The following is a 22084-nucleotide window of genomic DNA, read 5'->3' as shown; positions in this document are numbered from 1 at the left end:
AATAACAATAAGAGGGTCGCTCGGCACAGAGATCCTTGAACTTTGCTCTTGCTATGCCCAAAACATAACATCTTTGTTAGGTGGCCAAATTAACTATGTCATTGCAAGTGATTAAATCCTGGCTTGAAGAATTACCCTGCCTCTCTTAAGTTATTTCTAGTTCATAGGGACAAAGGTACATATATATGTCCTAACTATGTCATATTTTGTCCTTATCATATGAATAAAAAAACGTTTCTACAACAAGAGAAATCATCAATTTTAGCACTCACTGCCGAGATAGGTGAGCCTATGGGGCTTGGTGAAATAGAATAATGGCTAACCTTTTCTATTTAACAAGAAAACCTTGCAAAGGCGTATGAAGTCGCTGGTTGAGGAAGGTGTGGTTCATATTGATGGAGAAAAAAATAACACTAAGTACTATGTCGATAAGGGCATAAGTGGGTTTTAAAGTGCCCCTATGGATCCGGTTGAGGACACTTCTGGGCAAAATGTAAGGACAAAAATAGAAGGTAAGGACAAACATCCTATCTTTTAGAGTGATGCGATGTCCTTAACTAGAAATATGACGATAAGGTTTTGTTTTTCATGCCTTAGTGTTTTTCATTTCTGTCTCAACATTGAAAAATCGCGAAAAAACTGTCTCACGGCATTTTCTTAGCTGTCATGGTGTGGTGAACAATCTGTTCCGCTTTGGTCGTCATCTACTACAAGCTAAGCATTATCGAACTCTACGTGATAGATCTTTTCTCAATGGATGCAGGTTAGTTGTGTACAGAAATTAGCTTATGGCTAAAATTTACAGCTTCAGTTGTCGATTTCAGATAAGTTGACAGTATCCTCATTCTTATTCGGTAAAATTGTTAGTGCAGGTTAGCTTACCTGCACATTTCAAATTCATTGATTTAGTCGTTTGCTTGCCATTGGTGACATTGGGTTTTAGTTTCTATTCGTAAAGTACGGGCTAAACTGATTATTGTCTTGGGTCATTAAGGTGACAAATTTAGGGTGAACAAATAGCTTCTCTTTACCCGATTGCACTTCTTGTAACTGTAGTGGTTCAGCAAAACTGGCCACGGCTTTATCCAGAAACGGGTTAGGGCGGCTAAATTATTTATGCCCCACTGTGAGTTACAAGCTATTCAAAGTCATTCAGAATAGTTCGCAAAGCAATGTAAATATAAGTGCTTATGGTTGCGTATAATAAAAATTATGCAAGCACTAAAGGTCATCAATATCAACGTCGATTTTAGGTTGGTTTAATCTGGATTTGACCAACTCAACTAGCCTTTTCTCATCTTCAGTCTCTGATTTAGCAATTCGCCTGTTAAATTCAGTAAATTCGGGCGCTGTATCCTCATAACGCTTAATGGGAGGACATAACACATCGAGCAAAATCGCATAGCTGTCTTTGTAGTCGTCTGTCAGTTCATCAGCTATAGCAAGTGCATGGGCGTACTCTTCGGGAGTAACAATCCCCTCGCTACCAAACGGTAAAGCGTTCTGTAATTCCTTAGCAAGAAACTTAATTTTTTTAATATCCACTGTTCAAACCTCTAGAACTACAGGTTAAGTTGAAGCCAAACCAAAGGAGTCATTTGGTAATTCTTTGTTATTATCAAACATTAGCATTGCTCTTCTATGTTCTTTGAGAGCGGAAACTGCTGTTTTAAAACACTTTTCACATAAGTCGAGGTGATAAATATTACCATCCTCCTGAGAGCCATATCCAAATCTAGCACTTAGCTCACCGAACTCAGCGTATCTATTTCCATGCACTTCAATCATAACGGTTTCCTCGCAAACATCACAAATTCTATTAACTTCGGTCTGAACCAGCTTTTCTTCAAAGACTTTCATTGTTAATCCTCATATTAGTTAGCCTAGATAGACCTTAGTAATGCAGTAATTTCATGCATCATTAAAATTGATTATGTTCAGAGACATGCCAGTGCGTAACTCGCTTTTGTCCAGAAATAAGCTAGGAAGCCTCTAAACTAGTGGTTTATGTTTATTGATCGCGACAGTTAAATTTAGCATCCGATATCAAGTAAGGGTAGGGTAACGGTCTCAAATCCCCATTTTCAGGAAAATAAATGTCTCATTATTCATTAGATTCCCTTTTTATCATCTATTCAAAAAACGCATCACTCTGTGTAGATATTCAACAAACCTTTCATTCCTTCATATTCCTTTTCGTTATACTAAACTCGTCATTAATAACTTTTACTATTGTTTGATACTGGTAATATAATTATATGTAAATTCAGCTTAACAATTATTAAAGGGATGACCCTGACATTTGGGTCTCTTTTTCTCATATGAATTATTGAAGGTTTATTGGAACTGATATGTCGACACAATTGACTCATTTAAAGCAACTTGAAGCAGAATCCATACAAATCATGCGTGAAGTAGCCGCTGAATTTGATAATCCCGTGATGTTGTACTCAGTGGGCAAAGACTCCTCAGTATTGCTTCATTTGGCTCGAAAAGCATTTTACCCAGGAAAAATTCCATTCCCGTTGATGCACGTCGACACCAACTGGAAATTTAAAGAAATGATCGCTTTTCGTGATCAAATGGCCGAAAAATATGGCTTTGATTTAATTGTGCACAAGAATCCCCGCGGAGTGGCGATGAATGTTGGCCCCTTTACACATGGTAGTGCCAAACACACCGACATTATGAAGACTGAAGGGCTTAAACAAGCGCTAGATGAACATGGCTTTGACGCTGCTTTTGGCGGTGCAAGACGTGATGAAGAAAAGTCTCGCGCTAAAGAACGGGTTTATTCATTCCGTGACAGTAAGCATCGCTGGGACCCAAAAAACCAGCGTCCTGAACTGTGGAATATCTATAACGGCAAGGTTGATAAAGGCGAAAGTATTCGCGTGTTTCCGCTTTCTAATTGGACTGAGTTGGATATCTGGCAGTACATCTACCTTGAAGGCATTGAAATTCCATCACTGTACTTATCTAAGCCGCGCCCTGTAGTAGAGCGCGATGGTACCTTGATTATGGTTGATGATGAGCGCATGCCAATTGAGCCTAATGAGGTGGTAGAACATAAAATGGTGCGTTTCCGCACTTTAGGTTGTTATCCATTAACGGGCGCAGTGGAGTCTGAAGCGACAACACTGCCTGAAATTATTCAAGAGATGTTGTTATGCACCACATCTGAGCGACAAGGCCGGGTTATTGATAATGACTCAGCAGGCTCAATGGAGAAGAAGAAAATGGAAGGCTATTTCTAACAGCAAAAATACATCTATTTTAATCCATCTAGTAAACCCTAAAAGAATTGATCAAGCTGCGCAGGATGTACGGCGATAGCTAAGGAAATAAAATGAGTGATAGCACAAGGTTAATCGCATCTGATATCGAAGCATATCTAAACGTTCATGAAAATAAAGACATGCTTAGAGTATTAACTTGCGGCAGTGTTGATGACGGTAAATCTACGTTAATAGGTCGTTTATTGTTTGATAGCAAAATGATTTTTGAAGATCAAATGGCGGCTATCGAGAAAGATTCAAAGCGTTTTAATACTACAGATGAGGCATTTGACTTAGCCCTATTAGTTGACGGCTTACAGTCTGAGCGTGAGCAAGGGATCACTATTGATGTGGCTTATCGCTATTTCGCGACTGAGCAACGTAAATTTATCATCGCTGATACACCAGGCCATGAGCAGTACACCCGCAATATGGCAACAGGTGCGTCAACATCCGATTTAGCAATTATTTTGATTGATGCTCGTCATGGAGTTCAAGTTCAAACGCGCAGACACAGTTTTATTTGTTCGCAATTAGGCATTAAGCACGTTGTTATCGCGATTAATAAAATGGATGCCGTTGATTATGACCAATCTGTTTATCAAAAAATTAAAAAAGATTACCGTGAATTTGCCCAAGACTTAGCCTTTGATGATATCCGTTTTGTGCCTATTTCTGCTTTAAAAGGCGATAACGTCGTCAACGAAAGTGACAACATGAAATGGTATCCAGGTTCTACCTTACTTAAGTTGCTTAATACGGTGTCTATTACTGAAGATACCAATGCATCTTTCCGTTTTCAGGTTCAATACGTTAATCGTCCAAACCTGAATTTTAGAGGTTTTTGCGGCACTGTAGCGTCAGGTGAAATCCGTGTCGGTGACACTATTGTTGCGCTGCCATCAGGTAAAGAAAGCAAGATTAAATCGATTGTGACCTTTGACGGTGATTTAGAAAAAGCCTCAACTGGAATGTCAGTAACGCTTACCTTAGAGGATGAGATTGATGTTGGCCGTGGCGATATGCTTGTTAGACCCCATGACCAACCTCATTCATCTAACCACCTTGAAGCAGATGTTGTTTGGATGGCTGAAGAGCCACTGCAACTAGACCGTGAGTATGAAATCAAAGCGGGCAGCAAGTCGGTTTACGGTTATGTGGATGCTTTTAACTTTAAAGTTGATGTGAACACATTAGCTACTGAAAGTAGCCAGCAACTGGCACTTAATGAAATGGGTAATTGTCACTTTACTCTAACAGCGCCTGTGCAATTCGACTCATACAGCCAAAATCGTTCAACGGGCGCGTTTATTATTATTGATAGGCTAACCAACGTGACAGTGGGCGCTGCAATGATCCGCTCTGCCATTGAAGGTGAGGTTAGTTCAAAGCACCAGTATTCTGAGTTTGAAGTTGAATTCAATGCATTGGTTCGCAAGCACTTTCCGCACTGGGGAGCCAAAGTTATTGGCTAGCTAGTGAAGTGGTCATTTAGAAGTGGTCATATAAAAGCGATCATATAGAAGCGCTCGTATGAAAGTGCTCTTACGAAAGTAAAAGTTCAGTGCGAGCACCTTGATTGTGCCAAGTTTACAAGTGACTAACGTTTGATGCGGGGGCTTATTGCTTGGGCTTAGTGCCTAGTGCTTTGGCTTATCGCTAACGAATTAGACGGCCATGAAGAGTGTTACCTTGAATCTGAGAATACTACATATAGCTGGCATTGATTAATGCTCTCCTTTAGTGATGTTCTTATTCCTATTATTTACTTAGCGTGAACCATTGTTATATGTCATTTGAAGCCTACGTTACAGTATTTATTTTTGTTGCCACTATCGTGGCATTATTGCGCTTTCAGAATCGGCCTGGCGCCGTTTTTGGCGTAACCTTATTACTACTAGTGGCTTCAGGCTTAGTAACCCAGCAACAGCTGTTATCTAGTATTGCTAATCCTGGGCTGATCACTTTAGTGTTATTGATCATTTGCTCTTTCGCATTAGAAAAAACCCGTCTCTTACGCCTTATAGCCTCTAAAGTGATTTTAAAAAGCTACAAGGCTACTTTTATTCGGCTGTTTTCGTTAACAACGATCAGTTCTGCTTTGTTAAATAATACCGCGGTCGTGGCGACACTACTTTCGCCGATTCGAAATAACCCACACCATTTTGCTAGTCGATTATTACTGCCCTTGTCCTATGCAGCCATTTTAGGGGGAACATTAACCCTGATTGGTACATCTACTAATTTAATTATCAACAGTCTCTATTTGGATACTGCAGGGCAATCGTTATCTTTTTTCTCATTTACAGCCATTGGTTGTTTATTGGTTGTTGGTTGTGGTGGGGTATTGGCCTTTTCTGTTCGATTTTTACCTGAAAATGCGCCCGTGTCGGATTGTAGTAAGGGCTATTTTATTGATGCCAAAATAACCGAGCATTCTGAGTTGATAGGAAGAACTGTCGAAAATAATGGCTTACGCAATTTAGAGTCATTATTTTTGGTGGAAGTGGTGCGTGATGGATGTTTAATCAGCCCTGTTTCTCCTAGTGAAATACTCAGGCAAGATGACAGATTAATTTTTTCAGGTGACATAACTAAAGTTGAACAACTAGCTCAATTTTCGGGCCTTAAAACCTTTGCTCACCAAAATGAACTGACAACCGCCAATTTAACTGAAGTGGTTGTGCGACCTGAAAGCATTTTAATTAGAAAAACACTTAAACATGTTGGCTTCAGAGCCTTATTCGATGCTGCTGTTGTTGCGATTAGACGTGATGGTGAGCAAGTGTCGGGTAAGTTAGGTGAAGTGTGCATTAAAGCGGGTGATTTTTTAGTACTTGCGGTCGGTGAAGATTTTAAATCTCGCCGTAATATCAGTAAAAACTTTATCTTTTTGAGTGGTGTTGAAACTGAAGTTAGATTAAATGGCTGGCGGGCGTGGTTAGCGGTGGGAGGTTTTGTTTCTACTGTTGCGTTAGCGGCTTTGGGATGGGTTGAATTATTTCAAGGGTTAGTGATTTTACTTGGCTGTCTTATTTTATCTCAGTCGATTAGCGTTAATGAAATTATGCGTAGGCTGCCCATTGATATTTGGTTAATTGTTTCAGCGGCTATTTTGTTATCTCATGCATTGGCCAATGCCGGTGTTGTGGGCTTGTTGGGTGATTGGATAAGTGATGGATTTGACAGTAATCATGTTTACTTAGCATTGATTATTATATATTTTTTAACTTGGTTTATGACGGAGCTTGTCACCAACAATGCCGCAGCCGCACTGATGTTTCCAATTGCGTACAGTGTGGCGTTGGGTTTTGGGGTCGATGTCTTACCGTTTGTGATGACGGTTGCATTTGCCGCCAGTGGCAGTTTTATTAGCCCCTATGGATATCAAACCAATTTGATGGTGTTTAACGCCGGTCAGTATAAGTTTAACGACTTTATTAAAGTTGGTTTGCCCGTCAGTATAGTTTATGGCGCGATTGTTATTATGGCAGTGCCTTATTTCTTTCCTTTTTAACGACTTAAGTATTACAAGGATTTACCATGTCACAAACGCCTTATCAGTCTATTGACGTTAGCGCTGAAAAATCAACCGATGTTGTCTGGCACCTTACTAGTGTTAGCAATGATGAACGCGCCAAGCTCAATGGACATAGCGCCGCGGTGTTGTGGTTTACAGGGTTAAGTGGCTCTGGTAAATCTACCGTCGCCAATGCTGTAGATAAAATGCTTTATGATTTGGGCTGTAAAACCTACGTGTTAGATGGTGATAACGTTCGCCACGGCTTAAATGGCGATTTAGGTTTTAGTGATACTGACCGAGTTGAAAATATTCGTCGTATTGGTGAAGTGTCAAAGCTATTTGTGGATGCCGGATTGATTGTTTCTACAGCATTTATCTCGCCATTTTTACAAGACAGAGAAGTGGTGCGAGCGCAGCTTAATCAAGGACAATTTATTGAAGTGTTTATTGATACGCCTATTGCAATTTGCGAGCAGCGAGACCCTAAAGGGCTTTATAAAAAAGCACGAGCGGGTGAGATTAAACACTTCACAGGTATCGACTCGGATTATGACATCCCTTTAACGCCTGAAATCCACGTTAAAACGGCCGAAAAAGACATTGAAGCCTGCGCCAAGCAAGTGATTAACTATTTAATTGCTAATCACTACATCACTGTGAAGTGATATGTCGATGGATTTTGATGTTTAATTCTATTCCCATAATGAATCTGCATTATGGGAAGTAAGTTATTTTATTTTATTACTAACAGCTAACAGCTAACAGCTAACAGCTAACAGCACTTCAGCTCAAACAAACCTCATCTTAACTCTTAATGTCAGCGCCTTTTGTAACTTCGCCTATAAAGCCGCTGGCATTAGCAAGACCTGTTTCATCGTGTTGAGTCATGTCCACATTGCGCCAAAGTTAACTACAGATAAGTTGTTTAGCTAATGCTACGTCGGTCACTGAAATTAAATTTAGTGCGACATAACTCGAACTCAATGATGTCCTGTCAATAAATATGGTTAAACTTGGCTAAAAATTAGGTAAACTTAGCCACAGTGAATCAAAGCATTCGATTTTTTAAAAGAGCTGTGAGCTGTTAGCTATGTGTTAAGTGCCATCAGCAGTCGGCCATGAGCTTGTAGTTTTTAATGGAGTGATAATGTCTCGTAAGTATTTTGGCACCGATGGGGTGCGTGGCAAAGTGGGTGAGTTTCCGATTAACCCATCGTTTGCGATGAAGTTAGGTTGGGCGGCAGGTACGGTTTTAGCCTCTGCTGGTACCAAAGAAGTGATTATTGGTAAAGATACCCGTATTAGTGGTTATATGCTTGAAACGGCAATGCAAGCTGGCTTTTCGGCGGCGGGTATTAATTGTGCGTTAGTTGGGCCGATGCCCACACCTGCGATTGCCTATTTAACCTCAACGTTCCGTGCTGACGCAGGAGTAGTGATTAGTGCGTCACATAACCCTTATTATGACAATGGCATTAAGCTGTTCTCAAATTCAGGCACTAAGCTTAATGATGCGCAAGAGTTAGAAATTGAGCATTTACTTGATCAAGCGATTAATCACGGCGCCATGACGTGTGTAGATTCTGCAAAGCTAGGTAAAGTACGTAGGATCAGCGATGCTGCAGGGCGTTATATTGAATTCTGTAAAGGCACGTTTGATAAAAACAAGTCATTAATGGGCCTCAAGATAGTGGTCGATTCAGCTAATGGCGCGGCATACCACATCGCTAAAGAAGTGTATGCTGAGCTTGGCGCTGAAGTGATTAGTATCAATGATAAGCCTGATGGTTTAAATATTAATGAACGTTGTGGTGCAACCCATTTAGATAGTCTTCAAACCGCTGTCATGGTTCATGAAGCTGACTTGGGCATTGCTCTTGATGGTGATGCCGACAGGGTGTTGTTTGTTGATCACAATGGTCACGCTGTAGACGGTGATGAGATATTATTTATCTTGGCACAAGCGGCTAAAACTTCTGGTGAACTAAGTGGCGGTGTCGTTGGTACATTAATGTCGAACCTAGGGCTAGAGTTAGCACTTAAAGAAATGGATATTCCTTTTGTTCGTGCAAAAGTTGGCGATCGTTATGTTGTTGAGCAACTTAAAAATACCGGTTGGCTTTTAGGTGGTGAAGGATCAGGTCATATATTAAGCCTTAAACATACCACCACAGGTGATGGTATTGTTGCTTCGCTTCAAGTGTTAAATGCTTTGATTGATTCAGGTAAAAACTTATCTGAAGTCAAATCTGGGATGACTAAACTGCCGCAAATCTTGATTAACGTGCGCCTTAAAGCAGATAACGCTGATGAAATTATTGCATCTGAGCAGGTTCAAGCAGCTGTTAAGGCTGCTGAGGTCGTAATGGGTGATAATGGCCGCGTCTTGTTACGAAAATCAGGCACAGAGCCGTTAATTCGCGTTATGGTTGAATCAACTTGTGAAGAGATGACGCAGACTCAAGCTCAAAGTATTGCTGATGCAGTTAAACTTGCGGGTTAATTGTTAGATTATAATTCAGCTTTAATTTGCTTCTGTAGCGATTAAAATTACAAAATGCCAGCGTAATGTACGCTGGCATTTTATTTTGTTTGATATAATCCGAAGCTTATTAGTCGCGACTTTACGCTGTTACAGGGACATTTATGTTTTTAATCACTGGTGGTGCAGGTTTCATTGGCGTTAATCTAATTCGCCATATTTTACACACAACCAATGAAACTGTGGTGAACCTTGATGCATTAAGTTATTCAGGCAATTTAGCCTCTTTAAAGAGTGTAGAATCAAATCCTAGATATCACTTCGTACATGGTAATATTTGTGATTCTGAGTCTTTGAAGCAAGTATTTTCGGACTTCAAACCTACAGCTGTTATGCATTTAGCTGCAGAGAGTCATGTGGATCGTTCCATAGATGGTCCTTCAGCGTTCATAGAGACGAATATTGTCGGCACATTTAAGTTATTAGAAGCAGCTAAAGACTATTGGCTATCTTTAAATCAGCAAGATAAAGATAATTTTCGGTTTATTCATATCTCCACTGATGAAGTTTATGGTGATTTAAGCCAAGATGAACCCGCATTCAATGAATTAACTTCCTATAAGCCAAGTTCACCTTATTCGGCTTCAAAAGCTTCCTCTGATCATTTAGTTAATGCATGGCATCGAACCTATGGTTTGCCTGTTGTAATAAGTCATTGCTCAAATAACTATGGCCAGTTTCAATACCCTGAAAAACTCATTCCCCATATGATTTTAAATGCCCTAGCTGGCAAACCTTTACCTATTTATGGTGATGGCTCACAAGTTCGAGATTGGCTGCATGTTGATGATCATGTTCATGGATTATTAAAGGTGATCACTCAAGGGAAAGTAGGCCAAGTGTATAATATTGGCGGGCAAAATCAGATCACTAATTTGGATGTAGTCAGCCAAGTTTGCGCGTTATTAGATGAGTTGGCGCCACGTAAAGGCGAGCATAAATCATATGCCGAGTTGATTACCTTTGTGACAGATAGACCAGGGCATGATGTGCGTTATGCTATTGATATCACTAAAATACACTCAGAGCTTGGTTGGCTGCCAAAAGAGTCCTTTAAATCGGGCTTACGAAAAACAGTACAATGGTATTTAAACCACTTAGATTGGTGCCAAAATATAATGGATGAGGGTTATCAATTAAAGCCATTTGACAGAGTGAATGCTAACTAATGACACACATTAAATCATCTGCTTATAAGGGTATTATTCTTGCTGGTGGCAGTGGCAGCCGGCTTTATCCTATTACCTTTGGCACTTCTAAACAGCTGTTACCTGTTTATGATAAGCCAATGATTTATTACCCTTTGTCAGTGCTTATGTTGGCGGGTATTCGAGATGTATTAATCATTTCAAGCCCTGATGATCTTGCTAATTTTAAACGACTATTGGGTAATGGCGAGCAATTCGGGATTAAGATTTGTTATGAAGAACAGGCTTCACCAGATGGGCTCGCGCAAGCTTTTTTAATTGGTGAATCATTTATCGGTGATAGTAATGTCGCATTAGTATTAGGTGATAATATTTTTTACGGCCAAAGCTTTAGTGAGCAACTTAAAAAAGCGGTGTCTAAACCATCTGGTGCGACGATATTTGGCTATAGAGTGAGTGACCCTGAACGTTTTGGAGTAATAGGTTTTGATGATGAAGGGCAAGTTACCGATATTGAAGAGAAACCGTTAAAACCGAAGTCAAATCATGTCGTTACAGGTTTGTACTTTTATGATAATGAAGTTATTGGAATAGCTAGGTCGATTAAGCCCTCTAAAAGAGGTGAGCTAGAGATTACAGATGTGAACTCTGCTTATTTGAACAAGAAGAAATTGAATGTTGAAATCTTAGGTCGAGGCTTCGCTTGGTTAGATACAGGTACCCATGACTCTTTGTTAGAGGCCAGCCATTTTGTGCAGACAGTAGAAAAACGTCAAGGGCTAAAAGTCGCCTGTTTAGAGGAAATTGCATTTATCAACCAATGGATAGATGTAGCACAAGTTAAGCAGCAAGCTTTAAGACATCAGCAGACGGCTTATGGTGATTATCTGATGCTGATTGAACAAGAACATGGCAATAAATATGACTAGTAACAGCATGAAAATCATTCCAACATCACTGGCAGGTGTCGATATTATCGAACCACAAGTATTCAATGATGACAGGGGATTCTTTTATGAAAGTTTTCAAGCTGAGCGCTATCAAAAAGCGTTAAATATTAATAAGCCTTTTGTGCAAAGTAATGTATCGCAATCTAAACAAGGTGTACTAAGAGGCCTTCACTTTCAAAGACGACAACCTCAGGGAAAATTGATTAGTGTCACTCGGGGAGGCATCTTTGATGTGGCAGTGGATCTTCGTAAAGACTCTGAGAGTTTTGGTAAGTGGATTGGTGTTGAGCTATCGGCTGAAAACAAACGCCAAATTTGGATCCCTGAAGGGTTTGCTCATGGCTTTGTTACTTTGTCTTCGCTTGCGGATGTTGAATATAAATGCACTGATTATTACGCGCCTCAACATGAAGTTTGCTTGCTTTGGAATGACCCTGATTTGGCGATAGATTGGCCGATTAAAGATCCTATATTATCAACCAAAGATACGCTTGGTTTAACGTTGGAAGAGTTAGTGCGTAAAGCCTTGATTTTTAAGGGTGAGATGTCGAAGGATTTAGTTCTGTGAAGGTTTGGTTAGTGGGTGCTGATGGTCAATTAGGCCAAAGCTTGATTGCCTATTTCAAACAAAACTCATCACTTCTCAGTGCTAGGTTCGAACTCCAGTCAACGAATAAATCTGATGTTGATATTTGTAATTCAGATTCAGTGTCACGATATATGGCAATGTTCAAACCAGACATTATTGTTAATGCTGCGGCTTATACGAATGTAGAACAAGCCGAAATTGATATTGAATTGTGCCGAGAAGTGAATCTTGTTGGTACCCGCAATTTAGCTAACACGGCAAGTCATCATAATATCCCACTTATCCATCTATCTACCGACTATGTATTCGATGGTGATTCAGTTACGCCTTACCTTGAAACGGATGAAGCTTGTCCTGTTAATACCTATGGCAAGACCAAGTTACAAAGTGAGGCACTGATCAGTGCTGCGTTAAAGCAGCATCTTATTATCCGTACATCTTGGCTCATTAGTCAGTATGGCAATAACTTTTCTAAAACAATACTCAGGTTATCCAAGCAGCTTTCTAAGTTAACAATGATTTCAGATCAACGAGGCTGCCCAACCTTTGCAGATGACTTATCTGCGGCAATATTTAAACTGTTGATGGCAATAGAAGCAGGGCAAGTTGATTGGGGAACATTTCATTATTGTGGTAATACTGCCATGACTTGGTTTGAGTTAACCCAGCAGATTTTGGATGAAGCTTTAGAGCAGAAAAAAATCACCTTTAAACCTGAGGTCGTGGCCATTTCATCAGAGGCGTTTGCTGTGCAAGCTAATACAAAAGCTATACGGCCAAAATATTCAGTGCTTGATTGTCAAAAAATCAAAGAGGTTTGGGGAATAACAAAGCCTGACTGGACTTGCTCTTTAAAACGGCTTGTTGAAAAACTCTAATTCGAACACCAGTTTTTTACTGTTTTTGTTGTCACGGCCAATAAAAAAGCCTTGTTTAGCCACATGACTCAACTGAGCAATAAGTGAACTAAAAAGGCTTTTAAATCAGATTTTAAGCAAAAAGCGCTCTCGTGCTATCGCTTCACCATTTTCGCGACAAACATGCCGTCACTATTGGCTTCATAAGGCCACACTGTTAGCATGTTTTTTTGCTGCAGCGTAAATGGATGAGTAATCGTTTCAAGCGAGAATTCTTTATTGTTTGCTAAAAATGCTTCAACCACGGCTTCATTTTCAAGAGGGGATAAAGAACAGGTAGCATAAACCAGAGTTGCACCAGATTTAACTGCTTTGGCGCTACGGGTGAGAATATCTAACTGAAGCTCAGGTTTATCATCGACACAACTTCTATCATCAATCCAGCGCATGTCAGGGTTTCTGCGCCAAGTACCTGTGCAGCTGCAAGGTGCGTCAACTAATACTCCATCAAAATGGTTAGTTTCAACTGGTAATGCTTCTGATTTCCAACGCGCAATTGAGATGTTGTTAAAACCTGCTCTTTTGGCACGTTTGTTTAGCTCCTCTAATGCTTTAGAGCGAATATCTGATGATATTATGCTACCAGTCGAAGTAGCGTTTGGTGCATCTTGCATCATCAATGATCTAAGCTGTAAGGTTTTACCGCCTGCACCACTGCAGGTATCCCACCAGTTTTCATCTGTTTTTGGTTGACAAATATTTCCGATGACTTGTGAGGCTAAGTCTTGAATTTCCAACTGGCCATTTTTATACAGTTTAACTTCATTCAAGTTAATGCTTTTACTGCCTAAGCTAATTGCATCGTTAAAGAATTCACTTGAAGTAGCATTAATTTCAGCTTGTTGAAGTTCAGCTAAAGCTTTATGAGTGTCATAACCTTGTACTCTAGCCCAAATAGGTGGTCTAGCACTCATGGCTTCTATTAGTTGTATTTGTGCCTTTTGATTTTCAACAGGGCAAACTTCCCAAAACCAATCAGGTAGTAATTGAGTTTCAGTGAATTCAAAATGAGTAAATAGCTTATTGAGTAGCTGATTTTTACCAACTACTGAGTCAGTATTTGCTATCTCAATAGAGGCTATATGGGCAGTTATGCTCTCTAGTTGAATATCTGATAGCTCAGCAAACACTTGCCAAGCATCAGCAAAGTTACGCCAGTTATGCTGCTCTAACAATGCACATGCACTGAGCATCTTGTACCAGGTTTGCTCGTCATGTTGCGAGCCTAACTGCTTAAGCCAACCCCACCAACGAAATAACCCGAATAAGGTTTCACGTATCACCCTGCGATCTTTTGAACCATGCTTTTTATGCTCACGGAAGTAATTGGCCACAATCCTATCCGCAGGCATTTTAGTGTCTAATACTTCATCAAACAGTTTTTTGATGGTAGCTGAATAACTTAAAGCTCTTTTTTCAGCGGGTGTATTGGCTTGGATATCTGCTTGGTTCATGGTTCACTCAAGAAAGGAATGAGGCGTTTACTCGGCCGCATATCAATAAAATAATAGGTGAGTTTAACATGGCTAATAGAGTGGATTAAAGTTATCGCTGAGATTATGTCGAGCTTAATAAATTCGGTGGAAAAACAAGCCACCTTTATCGTTAGATGACTGTGTTTTCGGTTATGTAATAGGTCCGTTTTAGCTTGCGTTCAAGCTAGGATACACGACAGAACTCATTCAAGACCTTAATGACATACCTTAATCATAGAAATATATGCCAATAAAATTAAAAAGGATGATCGACCATGACCCACGCATTAGTGCTTTCATCTGATTGGGCAACATCAAGTCTTACAACAATCCCTGCGGTTAATGCTCTTAGTGATACGCCATAATCGTATTTCATGTCAGTTAGTAGCTCATCGCTAGTGTAAGACTCTCCGACACGACCAGCTTCAACAAAACCAACCAATTGGAACCAGTCTAAACGAAGAAACTTGAGCCAGTTAACGTCTTCAATCGGATTGTATTTCAGGGTGTAACGGTACTCAGCACTGCCATAAATCACTGCTTTATCATGGAAGCGTTTATTATCAAATCCGCGCATACGATAAAAACCGCCCAAGGTTGCTCCTTCGCTGTAAGGTGCATTATTGGTAACAATTCTTCCGCCTTCATCGTTGTATTCAAGCTCCCAGGTGGGCGAATAACCTGTCCAAAAATTCATTGCAAGAATACGTTGCGAGGCATATTCAGACTCACCAAATGAAAAGTATTTACTGGCTTCAAACTCAATAAAGGTCCATTGCTTTTCTGATTCGAACCAACCTGCATCATGAGAGATAGCGATATACTGTTTACTACCGTAACTGGGGTTGATTGAAAAATCAGTGTTGTCGTATAAAAGCCCTAACTCAATAGCGTGAATTGCGCCATCAAGCTCACCATCATCAAGTTCAAAACTTTCGTAGCGGTTAAATTGCCTTAGTACGGCAACAGTAGCGCCTGATTCCATCGGGTTCCACACTCTGCCGCCAGTGGGCTCAGAGGTGAGTAAGCCTCTAGTTAAGTCATAGGTCACAGTGCTTTTATCACGTGTTGCGCCGATAGGTAGCGTGTATTCAATTTTTATATCCCACCAATTTGAGGCGCCATCCGCTTGTAGAAATTGCTCATTGGATGAGTCATTGCTGCCTGGCAATGGTGTTCCAACTGGAATGTATTCACCGGCTCCGCCAGCATAGGCTTTTTGTTGCGGGTAATAGCCCATAAAGCCGACCAAGCTCATAAAAAATCGGTCTGTTTTAGGTAAACGGTAATTCCAAACGCCAGCGCCCGCACCATAACTGACATCGCCGCCATAGACGGTACCACCAATGGTCATTTGCTCTTGATGGTAACCACTTACCATGGCGCCCACGCCCAAATTTAATCCCATAGAATCAGTGCTAAATACGTAAGGGAGGATCAGTTTCTCAACCCCAGTATCTTTGGTTTCGACGCGATTAACTGCTGATTTGACGTTTGCAGGTGCTGCTATGGCAGAAGGTAGGGTCAATAGCACGGTAAAGGCTATTAGGCTGATGAAACAAATGTGCTGCTGAATCGCTATCGCTTTGGCGGTACTGAGGTATTGTTTCATCATCTACTAGCCCTGTCGTTTCTTCGAACATAAAAGCTATCGAGTTCAAAGGGGAGAGTTCTAAGGAAGTGTTTTGTTGATTATTTGTTTCTATTACATTGAATAATATAGATTGTTATATCGGAAAGATACAGCTTAGAAATCAATTATCGCCACACAGCAACACAGTGTGACAATGTTTGAACTGTCGGCGGAATTTACAAAGCTTAGTTAGCCGTATAAATGACCGTAAACACATTAATGTTCAGTCGAAATTGCTTATTCTTTCTTTCAACAAGCTTTATCGCCTTGTATATAAAGGAAAAAGTATATTAAAGAAAAGGAATATTAAAGAAGAAGTACATTAAAGCTGGAGCATATTAAAAACTAAATGGCTCGGCGCTCCATATTGGCTTGCACCGAACCAAATCGTTAATTTAAAAATCTAAATCGAGTGCAAAGCAAAGGTAACTCATCAAGTTGATGGTCTTGTTAAATTCTTGGGCGCAATAATCGACAAAATCATTAGCGCAAACTTGTTCAATTGTAATGGGCTTTATAGCAATAAAATCTTTACGCTTTAGTTCATCAATAAGAGGGTGCGCTTTATCAAAACCTCGTGGTGGCCTTACTAAGCTATCACCAGATAATTCAAAACCTGCTTTTTCTAACGTTAGTAAGGCTTTTTGATAGCCGTTAGGGTTTTCATCAATACAATGTCTAATTGCATTTAATGCCTTTGATTCAGGGTGCCAAATGCCAGCAGCAAGAAAACAGCCATCATTAGCTAAGTGTAAATATAAGCCTGGAGCATGAACATCCTTACCCTGAAAGTGTCTAAACTGAATGCCAACATTCAACTTATAAGGGCTTTTGTCTTTACTAAAACGGCTGTCTCGTTGGGGGCGCATCATACTGCCGCCCACTTTTTTAGGGACTGCGGTTAGGCGAGGGGACAAATTTAAAATCGGGCCCTGCATTGCTTCGATAAATTTGAGTGTAGGGGTTCTGACTTTGTCTTCATAATCTTGTTGGTTGGTTTTAAACCATTCACGATCATTGTTATTGGCAAGTAAGGTGAGAAAATCGAAACTTTGCTGAGTATACATAACAAGTCCTAAAAATGATGAAGGTAAAGTGTGCCATAAAGGCATTGAATTTCAATCTATGATTAGCTTTAACTCGACAATATATGACCTTAACTCGCTATATTCAGTTGATGTATATGAGTCGCAATTATAAAGGCTGACTTATGCCTACACTCATACTCGAATGAGATGATTTATGTTGAGTGTTAAAACATCAAATTTAAGTTACAGGTGTACTTTTTTAGGAAATATATAAAGTTAGCTACTACTTTTGGCGCTTTGAGAATATAGCGTTAATGAGGTTAGCGACTGTTGGTGATAGTTTTTTTATATCATTTGTATTTTTTTAGTAGTATTTTTAATCTTTAGGAGTATTATGCGCTTCCAAACTGATTGAGAGTAATTTTTTAACTCGATATTAACTCTGTTAAATTGTTGTTTTGGCTTAAGTTGATGATGCTTGAACGGTGATATTACCTAACAAACTCATTTATTCTACTCTAGCTTTTCTAATTTAACGCTATTAAACAAGGTTCTGTAAAAAGGCTTGAACATGACAAAAAATGCATTACAAATTCTTGGCTGGTGTGAATGGGCGACGTTTCCTGAACTTGGCAATGAACGGATCAATATGAAAGTTGATTCCGGTGCTAAGACGTCATGTTTACACGCTTTCAGGATTAAACCGTTTACAAAAGCAGGTGAAGACTGGATTAAAGTCTGGTTTCACCCAGAGCAAGAGTCAGATAGAGAATTGATTTGTGAGTTTGCAGTGTTTGACCGTCGCCATGTAAAAGATTCAGGTGGTCATATTACTCATCGCTATGTCATTAAAACGCCAATCATTATTGGCGAACAACAATTTGATATTGAACTCACGCTTACACAGCGTGACAACATGCAATTTAGAATGCTATTAGGTCGCAGAGCACTAGCTGGACGCTACTTAGTTGACTCATCAGCATCATACTTAACAGGAGCCTAAGCCCATGCGCATTGCCATTATGTCTCGAAACGGGAATTTATATTCAACTCGTCGCCTTCGAGAAGCTGCGGTTGCTCGCGGTCATGATGTTCAAATCATCGATCCGTTAGCATGTTATATGAACATTAATATGATGGCGCCAAGCATTCATATGCGTGGTGAAGAGTTGCCTACATTTGATGCTGTTATTCCGCGTATTGGCGCATCAGTGACATTTTACGGTACAGCAGTATTACGTCAGTTTGAAATGATGGGTGTACACCCCTTAAATGAATCGGTAGCCATTTCTCGCTCGCGGGATAAATTACGTTCATTACAATTGTTGTCACGTAAAAACATCGGTTTACCAGTGACTGGTTTTGCGAATAAACCTGCAGATGTACCTGATTTATTAGACATGGTTGGCGGTGCCCCTTGCGTAATTAAACTGCTAGAAGGTACCCAAGGAATTGGCGTTGTTTTAGCTGAAACCCGTAAAGCTGCTGAAAGTGTGATTGAAGCTTTTATGGGCCTTAAAGCCAATATCATGGTGCAAGAATATATCGAAGAGGCTGGTGGTGCTGATATTCGTTGTTTTGTTATTGGCGATAAAGTGATTGCAGCAATGAAACGTCAAGGCGCTGAAGGCGAGTTTCGCTCTAACCTGCATCGAGGCGGCAGCGCTACAGTTGTTAAGTTAACACCAGAAGAGCGTTCAACCGCAATTCGAGCAGCTAAGACCATGGGGTTAAATGTGGCTGGTGTAGACATCTTACGTTCAAAACATGGTCCTTTAGTGATGGAGGTTAATTCATCTCCAGGTCTTGAAGGCATAGAGCAGTCTACAGGCATTGATGTGGCTGAAAAAATTATTCAGTTTATAGAGAAAAATGCCAAGCCAAGCAGCACCAAAACCAAAGGTATTGGTTAATGGCGCCAAAGCGTGAAGCGTTTACCATTGGTGAGTTTAGTATTGATGCTGGCACACGTGCCAGTATCAAACTGCCCGCAGCAAAATTGTATAACGACACGCCTTTAGAGCTGCATGCTGAAGTGTTTCATAGTAAAAAGCCTGGCCCTGTGCTGTTAGTGTGCGCCGCCATTCATGGTGATGAGTTAAATGGTATTGAGATATGCCGCAGGTTGATTGATAAGATGAGCATCAGAACCTTAACGGGGACTTTGGTGGTTGTTCCTATCGTCAATGTGTTTGGCTTTATTCATCAGTCTCGTTATCTGCCAGATAGACGCGATTTAAATCGCTGTTTTCCTGGTAGTGCGAAAGGGGCGCTTGCGAGTCGTTTAGCACATTTGTTTTCGAGCGAGTTGATTTCAAAGGCCACTCATATTGTTGATTTACACACTGGTGCAATCCATCGCGATAATTTTCCGCAGATCCGTTGTGATACTGATGATGAAACGATGATGGCAATGGCGACGGCGTTTGGTGCGCCAGTGATTATGGACTCTAAATCTGTAAAAGGCTCAATGCGTGGCTACGCTAATGATAAAGGTATTGCCTGTATTTTATATGAAGCTGGTGAAGCACTGCGTTTTAGCGAGCTATCGATAAAATCGGGTGTCACAGGTGTGCTTAACGTGATGCGCTATTTAGGTATGCTAAGCAGTAAGCTTAAACCCACCGCTTCGATTAATGCCAGTCGAAGTTATTGGTTAAGAAGTGAAGCGGATGGCTTAGTGAATGTGAAACGTAAAATTGGATCTCGGGTAAGCAAAGGTTGTTTGCTGGCTAATGTGGTCAACCCGTTCGGCAGCGAAGTAACCGAATTAAGATCGCCAACAGATGGCATCATTATTGGACTGACAAACATTCCAGTTGCCAATGAAGGTGAGGCGCTGTTTCATATTGCGCAGTTTGTTGGTGATGATATTGAAATAGCTAACGAGCACTTAGACGAGTTTATTTCAACTTACGCTTAACAGAATTACCTAGGATTAATCCTTTATGAGCCACTGATTAGTTATTTCTATTCAGTGGCTTATTGCTATATGCGTACAAATAACGTTATTGGTTGCTTGCTCGCTATTGAGGATACTTTTTAATAGATTCATCATCTAAACCTACCTTTTTTAGGATAACTTTAAATCTCTTTTCCTGATGGTATTTAACTAATCTCGGATCATTTCTACTAAATATAAGACAATTTGATTGATGGTAAACCGCATCTTCAAGGTACTGAAACATCAATTCTTTGTCGTCTAACAAGGCATAGACAACTGCTGTTTCATAAGGACAAACATATTGGTCCATTGATTGAGCTTGCGCGACTAAATTAAGCGCTTTAGAACCAAAATTTGATGCTGCATAGGACTGTGCTAATAATACGAGAGGTAATGAGTCGTTGAGACTTAAAGAGACTCCCTGTTCAGAAAGTTTGATGCTTTCTTGTCCCTGTTGATTTATATATTTTGCGACGGCTAAACTTAATAAAGGATAAGGTTGTTCAGGAAGTAATCGATGCTTTTCTGTTCCCCAGGCTATAGCACCCTCTATATCATTGACCATCATTAACGCCCACATCCCCCATTCTGCAATTTCTAAATTAAGGGGGTCAAGGGTATTGGCAGACTCTAATGCTTGCTTCAACTTTTTTTTATTCCCCAATGCTGCGTAATATAATGCAAATCCTAGTTCGGTCGTCGCTAAGTCTGGTTGAAGTTGTTTAGCCTTATTTAACATGTTCCAAGCTTCTTGCCATTGCCAGTTGTGTACGTAAGCTAAACCCAATGATGAAAGCACTTGTGCTGAATCTGGTTTAATTGCAAGAACTTGTAAGGATGAACTGATCACATCGGGCATGACTTTTTTTGGGGATTTAAAAAATGTCATTAATAGCCTGTAAGCATCTGACTTTGCTTTGTAAGCTTGGACGAACTTAGCGTCTAGTTCAATGGCCTGATTAAACATTGTAATCGCTTGCTCTGTGGAGGAAAGCGTCATTTTTGACAAGGCGTGCTGCCCTTTAATGTAAAACTGATAGGCTTGCATATTTTCGGTTGGCGGTGATGCTAGTTGCTTTTTTTGTTGTGAAAGTACCATAACTTTCAATGTGTCTGAGACCAATGTTGCTATTTTTGCCTGCACAGCAAATATATTGAGACTATCCGAGCTGATGTCAAAATCATTTACCCAGATGAGTTCCTTTGTTTGAATGTTCTCAAGTTCAACAGTTACACGTACTTGACCATTGACACTCTCGCTCACAGCACCGTCTAATACATATTCTATTTGAGGTAGTTTGTTCAGAATATGACTTCGAATTTTATTATTGCTAAAGGTGAAGGAAGTTGGTGGTGGGAGAGTTGTAATACCCTCAATTTTTCTGAGATCTTGAATGATTTCTCGGGTCATTTGTTCGGTAAAAGGCACCCAGCTTTCATTGTTCGTAATTGTTGAGAAGGGCACAACTAACAGTATTGGTTCGTGACTTTTTGTGCCAGTTTTTTGATAATAAAACCAGAAAGTAAGGATTATCACTGTGACTAATAAAGTCATTAGCCATTCCCACTTACGATGGTAGAGAGTGGCCAGTATAGGTACTTTATTGCTTAAACTAGAAGGTTGTACGTTAAATGATATTTGCTTTGGGTTTTCTTCAATCTGAGCTATAAACTGATAACCTCTTGAGCGTATTGTGTTGATAATTTGCTGCCTTTCACCATCATCACCTAATACATTGCGAGCGGTTTTAATATGGTTACTTAAGGTCGTATCTGAAACTTCTCTATTTGCCCAAATATTTCGAAATAACTCATCTCTTGAAATAACCCTTTGACGATTCTCAATTAAGTATACGATCAAATCGAATACTTTAGGTTCTACAGCAATAACGTTCCCATCAATACGGATTTCGAATTGAATGAGATCGATTTCTGTTTGGTTATATCGATAAATCACAATGAGTTTTCATCCTGAATCTGTTTGTCGACAGAAATGTGAACAAATAATTAGCTAAAGATTATCCAATCTTCATGTTGTTTAGCACCGCTAATTAATA

General features: G+C 40.1%; 19 protein-coding genes. 12 read left to right on the top strand and 7 right to left on the bottom strand.

Features of this window, described 5'->3' with window-relative positions:
• Nucleotides 1–939: 939 nt before the first annotated feature.
• The 3 genes from AB4153_RS11885 to AB4153_RS11875 form a co-directional block, all read right to left on the bottom strand.
• Nucleotides 940–1077, bottom strand: coding sequence for a hypothetical protein (locus tag AB4153_RS11885; protein ID WP_371997558.1), 138 nt, complete (start codon nt 1075–1077; stop codon nt 940–942).
• Nucleotides 1078–1221: 144 nt separating this feature from the next.
• Nucleotides 1222–1545, bottom strand: a complete 324-nt coding sequence (locus tag AB4153_RS11880) for a hypothetical protein (RefSeq protein ID WP_371997557.1) — start codon at nt 1543–1545, stop codon at nt 1222–1224.
• Nucleotides 1546–1569: 24 nt separating this feature from the next.
• On the bottom strand, nt 1570–1860 hold the full coding sequence (locus AB4153_RS11875) for a hypothetical protein (RefSeq protein ID WP_371997555.1): 291 nt from the start codon (nt 1858–1860) through the stop codon (nt 1570–1572).
• A 491-nt stretch (nt 1861–2351) separates the two neighbouring features.
• Here AB4153_RS11875 and cysD point away from each other — a divergent pair, with 491 nt between their 5' ends.
• The 9 genes from cysD (at nt 2352) to rfbD (ending at nt 12908) form a co-directional block, all read left to right on the top strand.
• The gene (gene cysD, locus AB4153_RS11870; RefSeq protein WP_371997553.1) at nt 2352–3257 is read left to right on the top strand and encodes a sulfate adenylyltransferase subunit CysD; all 906 of its coding nucleotides are present in this window, start codon (nt 2352–2354) and stop codon (nt 3255–3257) included.
• Between the two features lie 92 nt (nt 3258–3349).
• Nucleotides 3350–4753 carry a sulfate adenylyltransferase subunit CysN gene (gene cysN / locus AB4153_RS11865; RefSeq protein WP_371997552.1) on the top strand — a complete coding sequence of 468 codons (1404 nt, stop codon included), beginning with the start codon at nt 3350–3352 and terminating at the stop codon, nt 4751–4753.
• Between the two features lie 314 nt (nt 4754–5067).
• Complete coding sequence (locus AB4153_RS11860; RefSeq protein ID WP_371997551.1) at nt 5068–6795, top strand: SLC13 family permease; 1728 nt, start codon at nt 5068–5070, stop codon at nt 6793–6795.
• A gap of 26 nt (nt 6796–6821) precedes the next feature.
• The gene (cysC, locus tag AB4153_RS11855; RefSeq protein WP_371997550.1) at nt 6822–7466 is read left to right on the top strand and encodes an adenylyl-sulfate kinase; all 645 of its coding nucleotides are present in this window, start codon (nt 6822–6824) and stop codon (nt 7464–7466) included.
• A gap of 482 nt (nt 7467–7948) precedes the next feature.
• Nucleotides 7949–9304 carry a phosphoglucosamine mutase gene (glmM, locus tag AB4153_RS11850; protein WP_371997549.1) on the top strand — a complete coding sequence of 452 codons (1356 nt, stop codon included), beginning with the start codon at nt 7949–7951 and terminating at the stop codon, nt 9302–9304.
• Between the two features lie 143 nt (nt 9305–9447).
• Nucleotides 9448–10512 (top strand): dTDP-glucose 4,6-dehydratase, encoded by a 1065-nt coding sequence (gene rfbB, locus AB4153_RS11845; RefSeq protein ID WP_371997548.1) that lies wholly within the window; start codon nt 9448–9450, stop codon nt 10510–10512.
• Nucleotides 10512–11420, top strand: a complete 909-nt coding sequence (gene rfbA, locus AB4153_RS11840) for a glucose-1-phosphate thymidylyltransferase RfbA (protein ID WP_371997547.1) — start codon at nt 10512–10514, stop codon at nt 11418–11420. Before rfbB ends, rfbA begins: the two co-directional genes overlap by 1 nt.
• The gene (rfbC, locus tag AB4153_RS11835; RefSeq protein ID WP_371997546.1) at nt 11413–12009 is read left to right on the top strand and encodes a dTDP-4-dehydrorhamnose 3,5-epimerase; all 597 of its coding nucleotides are present in this window, start codon (nt 11413–11415) and stop codon (nt 12007–12009) included. The genes rfbA and rfbC overlap by 8 nt, the downstream gene beginning before the upstream one ends.
• On the top strand, nt 12006–12908 hold the full coding sequence (gene rfbD / locus AB4153_RS11830) for a dTDP-4-dehydrorhamnose reductase (protein ID WP_371997545.1): 903 nt from the start codon (nt 12006–12008) through the stop codon (nt 12906–12908). Before rfbC ends, rfbD begins: the two co-directional genes overlap by 4 nt.
• A 134-nt stretch (nt 12909–13042) precedes the next feature.
• On the opposite strand, the gene AB4153_RS11825 is transcribed toward rfbD, so the two are convergent.
• The 3 genes from AB4153_RS11825 to AB4153_RS11815 all read right to left on the bottom strand — a co-directional run bounded on the left by AB4153_RS11825 (nt 13043) and on the right by AB4153_RS11815 (nt 17122).
• Nucleotides 13043–14401 (bottom strand): RsmB/NOP family class I SAM-dependent RNA methyltransferase, encoded by a 1359-nt coding sequence (locus tag AB4153_RS11825; RefSeq protein WP_371997544.1) that lies wholly within the window; start codon nt 14399–14401, stop codon nt 13043–13045.
• 277 nt (nt 14402–14678) lie between these two features.
• Entirely contained in the window at nt 14679–16037 is a 1359-nt protein-coding gene (locus AB4153_RS11820; RefSeq protein WP_371997543.1) for a BamA/TamA family outer membrane protein, read from the bottom strand.
• Between the two features lie 413 nt (nt 16038–16450).
• Nucleotides 16451–17122: a DUF2461 domain-containing protein gene (locus AB4153_RS11815; RefSeq protein WP_371997542.1), complete on the bottom strand. Its 672-nt coding sequence runs from the start codon at nt 17120–17122 to the stop codon at nt 16451–16453.
• Between the two features lie 532 nt (nt 17123–17654).
• Here AB4153_RS11815 and AB4153_RS11810 point away from each other — a divergent pair.
• The 3 genes from AB4153_RS11810 to AB4153_RS11800 are packed head-to-tail and all read left to right on the top strand — an operon-like array spanning nt 17655 to nt 20006.
• A complete protein-coding gene (locus tag AB4153_RS11810) occupies nt 17655–18086 on the top strand; it encodes a RimK/LysX family protein (protein WP_102529175.1) in 432 nt (143 codons plus the stop codon).
• A 4-nt stretch (nt 18087–18090) separates the two neighbouring features.
• Nucleotides 18091–18996, top strand: a complete 906-nt coding sequence (gene rimK, locus AB4153_RS11805) for a 30S ribosomal protein S6--L-glutamate ligase (protein ID WP_102529174.1) — start codon at nt 18091–18093, stop codon at nt 18994–18996.
• Nucleotides 18996–20006, top strand: coding sequence for a succinylglutamate desuccinylase/aspartoacylase family protein (locus AB4153_RS11800; protein WP_102529173.1), 1011 nt, complete (start codon nt 18996–18998; stop codon nt 20004–20006). Before rimK ends, AB4153_RS11800 begins: the two co-directional genes overlap by 1 nt.
• 103 nt (nt 20007–20109) lie before the next feature.
• On the opposite strand, the gene AB4153_RS11795 is transcribed toward AB4153_RS11800, so the two are convergent.
• On the bottom strand, nt 20110–21984 hold the full coding sequence (locus tag AB4153_RS11795) for a winged helix-turn-helix domain-containing protein (RefSeq protein ID WP_371997539.1): 1875 nt from the start codon (nt 21982–21984) through the stop codon (nt 20110–20112).
• Nucleotides 21985–22084: the final 100 nt, after the last annotated feature.

Origin of the sequence: Shewanella sp. 10N.286.52.E4 (assembly GCF_041468785.1) — a bacterium.
In the GTDB taxonomy this organism is placed as follows: Bacteria; Pseudomonadota; Gammaproteobacteria; order Enterobacterales; family Shewanellaceae; genus Shewanella; species Shewanella electrodiphila.
The sequence above is the reverse complement of the archived record's forward strand: the minus strand, read 5'-3'. Positions and strand labels throughout refer to the sequence as shown.

Bases quoted from the DNA above. Each gene is read 5' to 3' on its own strand.
- AB4153_RS11875 (WP_371997555.1), bottom strand. From the start codon at position 1,860: ATGAAAGTCTTTGAAGAAAAGCTGGTTCAGACCGAAGTTAATAGAATT.
- cysD (WP_371997553.1), top strand. From the start codon at position 2,352: ATGTCGACACAATTGACTCATTTAAAGCAACTTGAAGCAGAATCCATA.
- cysN (WP_371997552.1), top strand. From the start codon at position 3,350: ATGAGTGATAGCACAAGGTTAATCGCATCTGATATCGAAGCATATCTA.
- AB4153_RS11860 (WP_371997551.1), top strand. From the start codon at position 5,068: ATGTCATTTGAAGCCTACGTTACAGTATTTATTTTTGTTGCCACTATC.
- cysC (WP_371997550.1), top strand. From the start codon at position 6,822: ATGTCACAAACGCCTTATCAGTCTATTGACGTTAGCGCTGAAAAATCA.
- glmM (WP_371997549.1), top strand. From the start codon at position 7,949: ATGTCTCGTAAGTATTTTGGCACCGATGGGGTGCGTGGCAAAGTGGGT.
- rfbB (WP_371997548.1), top strand. From the start codon at position 9,448: ATGTTTTTAATCACTGGTGGTGCAGGTTTCATTGGCGTTAATCTAATT.
- rfbA (WP_371997547.1), top strand. From the start codon at position 10,512: ATGACACACATTAAATCATCTGCTTATAAGGGTATTATTCTTGCTGGT.
- rfbC (WP_371997546.1), top strand. From the start codon at position 11,413: ATGACTAGTAACAGCATGAAAATCATTCCAACATCACTGGCAGGTGTC.
- AB4153_RS11825 (WP_371997544.1), bottom strand. From the start codon at position 14,401: ATGAACCAAGCAGATATCCAAGCCAATACACCCGCTGAAAAAAGAGCT.
- AB4153_RS11820 (WP_371997543.1), bottom strand. From the start codon at position 16,037: ATGATGAAACAATACCTCAGTACCGCCAAAGCGATAGCGATTCAGCAG.
- AB4153_RS11815 (WP_371997542.1), bottom strand. From the start codon at position 17,122: ATGTATACTCAGCAAAGTTTCGATTTTCTCACCTTACTTGCCAATAAC.
- AB4153_RS11810 (WP_102529175.1), top strand. From the start codon at position 17,655: ATGACAAAAAATGCATTACAAATTCTTGGCTGGTGTGAATGGGCGACG.
- rimK (WP_102529174.1), top strand. From the start codon at position 18,091: ATGCGCATTGCCATTATGTCTCGAAACGGGAATTTATATTCAACTCGT.
- AB4153_RS11800 (WP_102529173.1), top strand. From the start codon at position 18,996: ATGGCGCCAAAGCGTGAAGCGTTTACCATTGGTGAGTTTAGTATTGAT.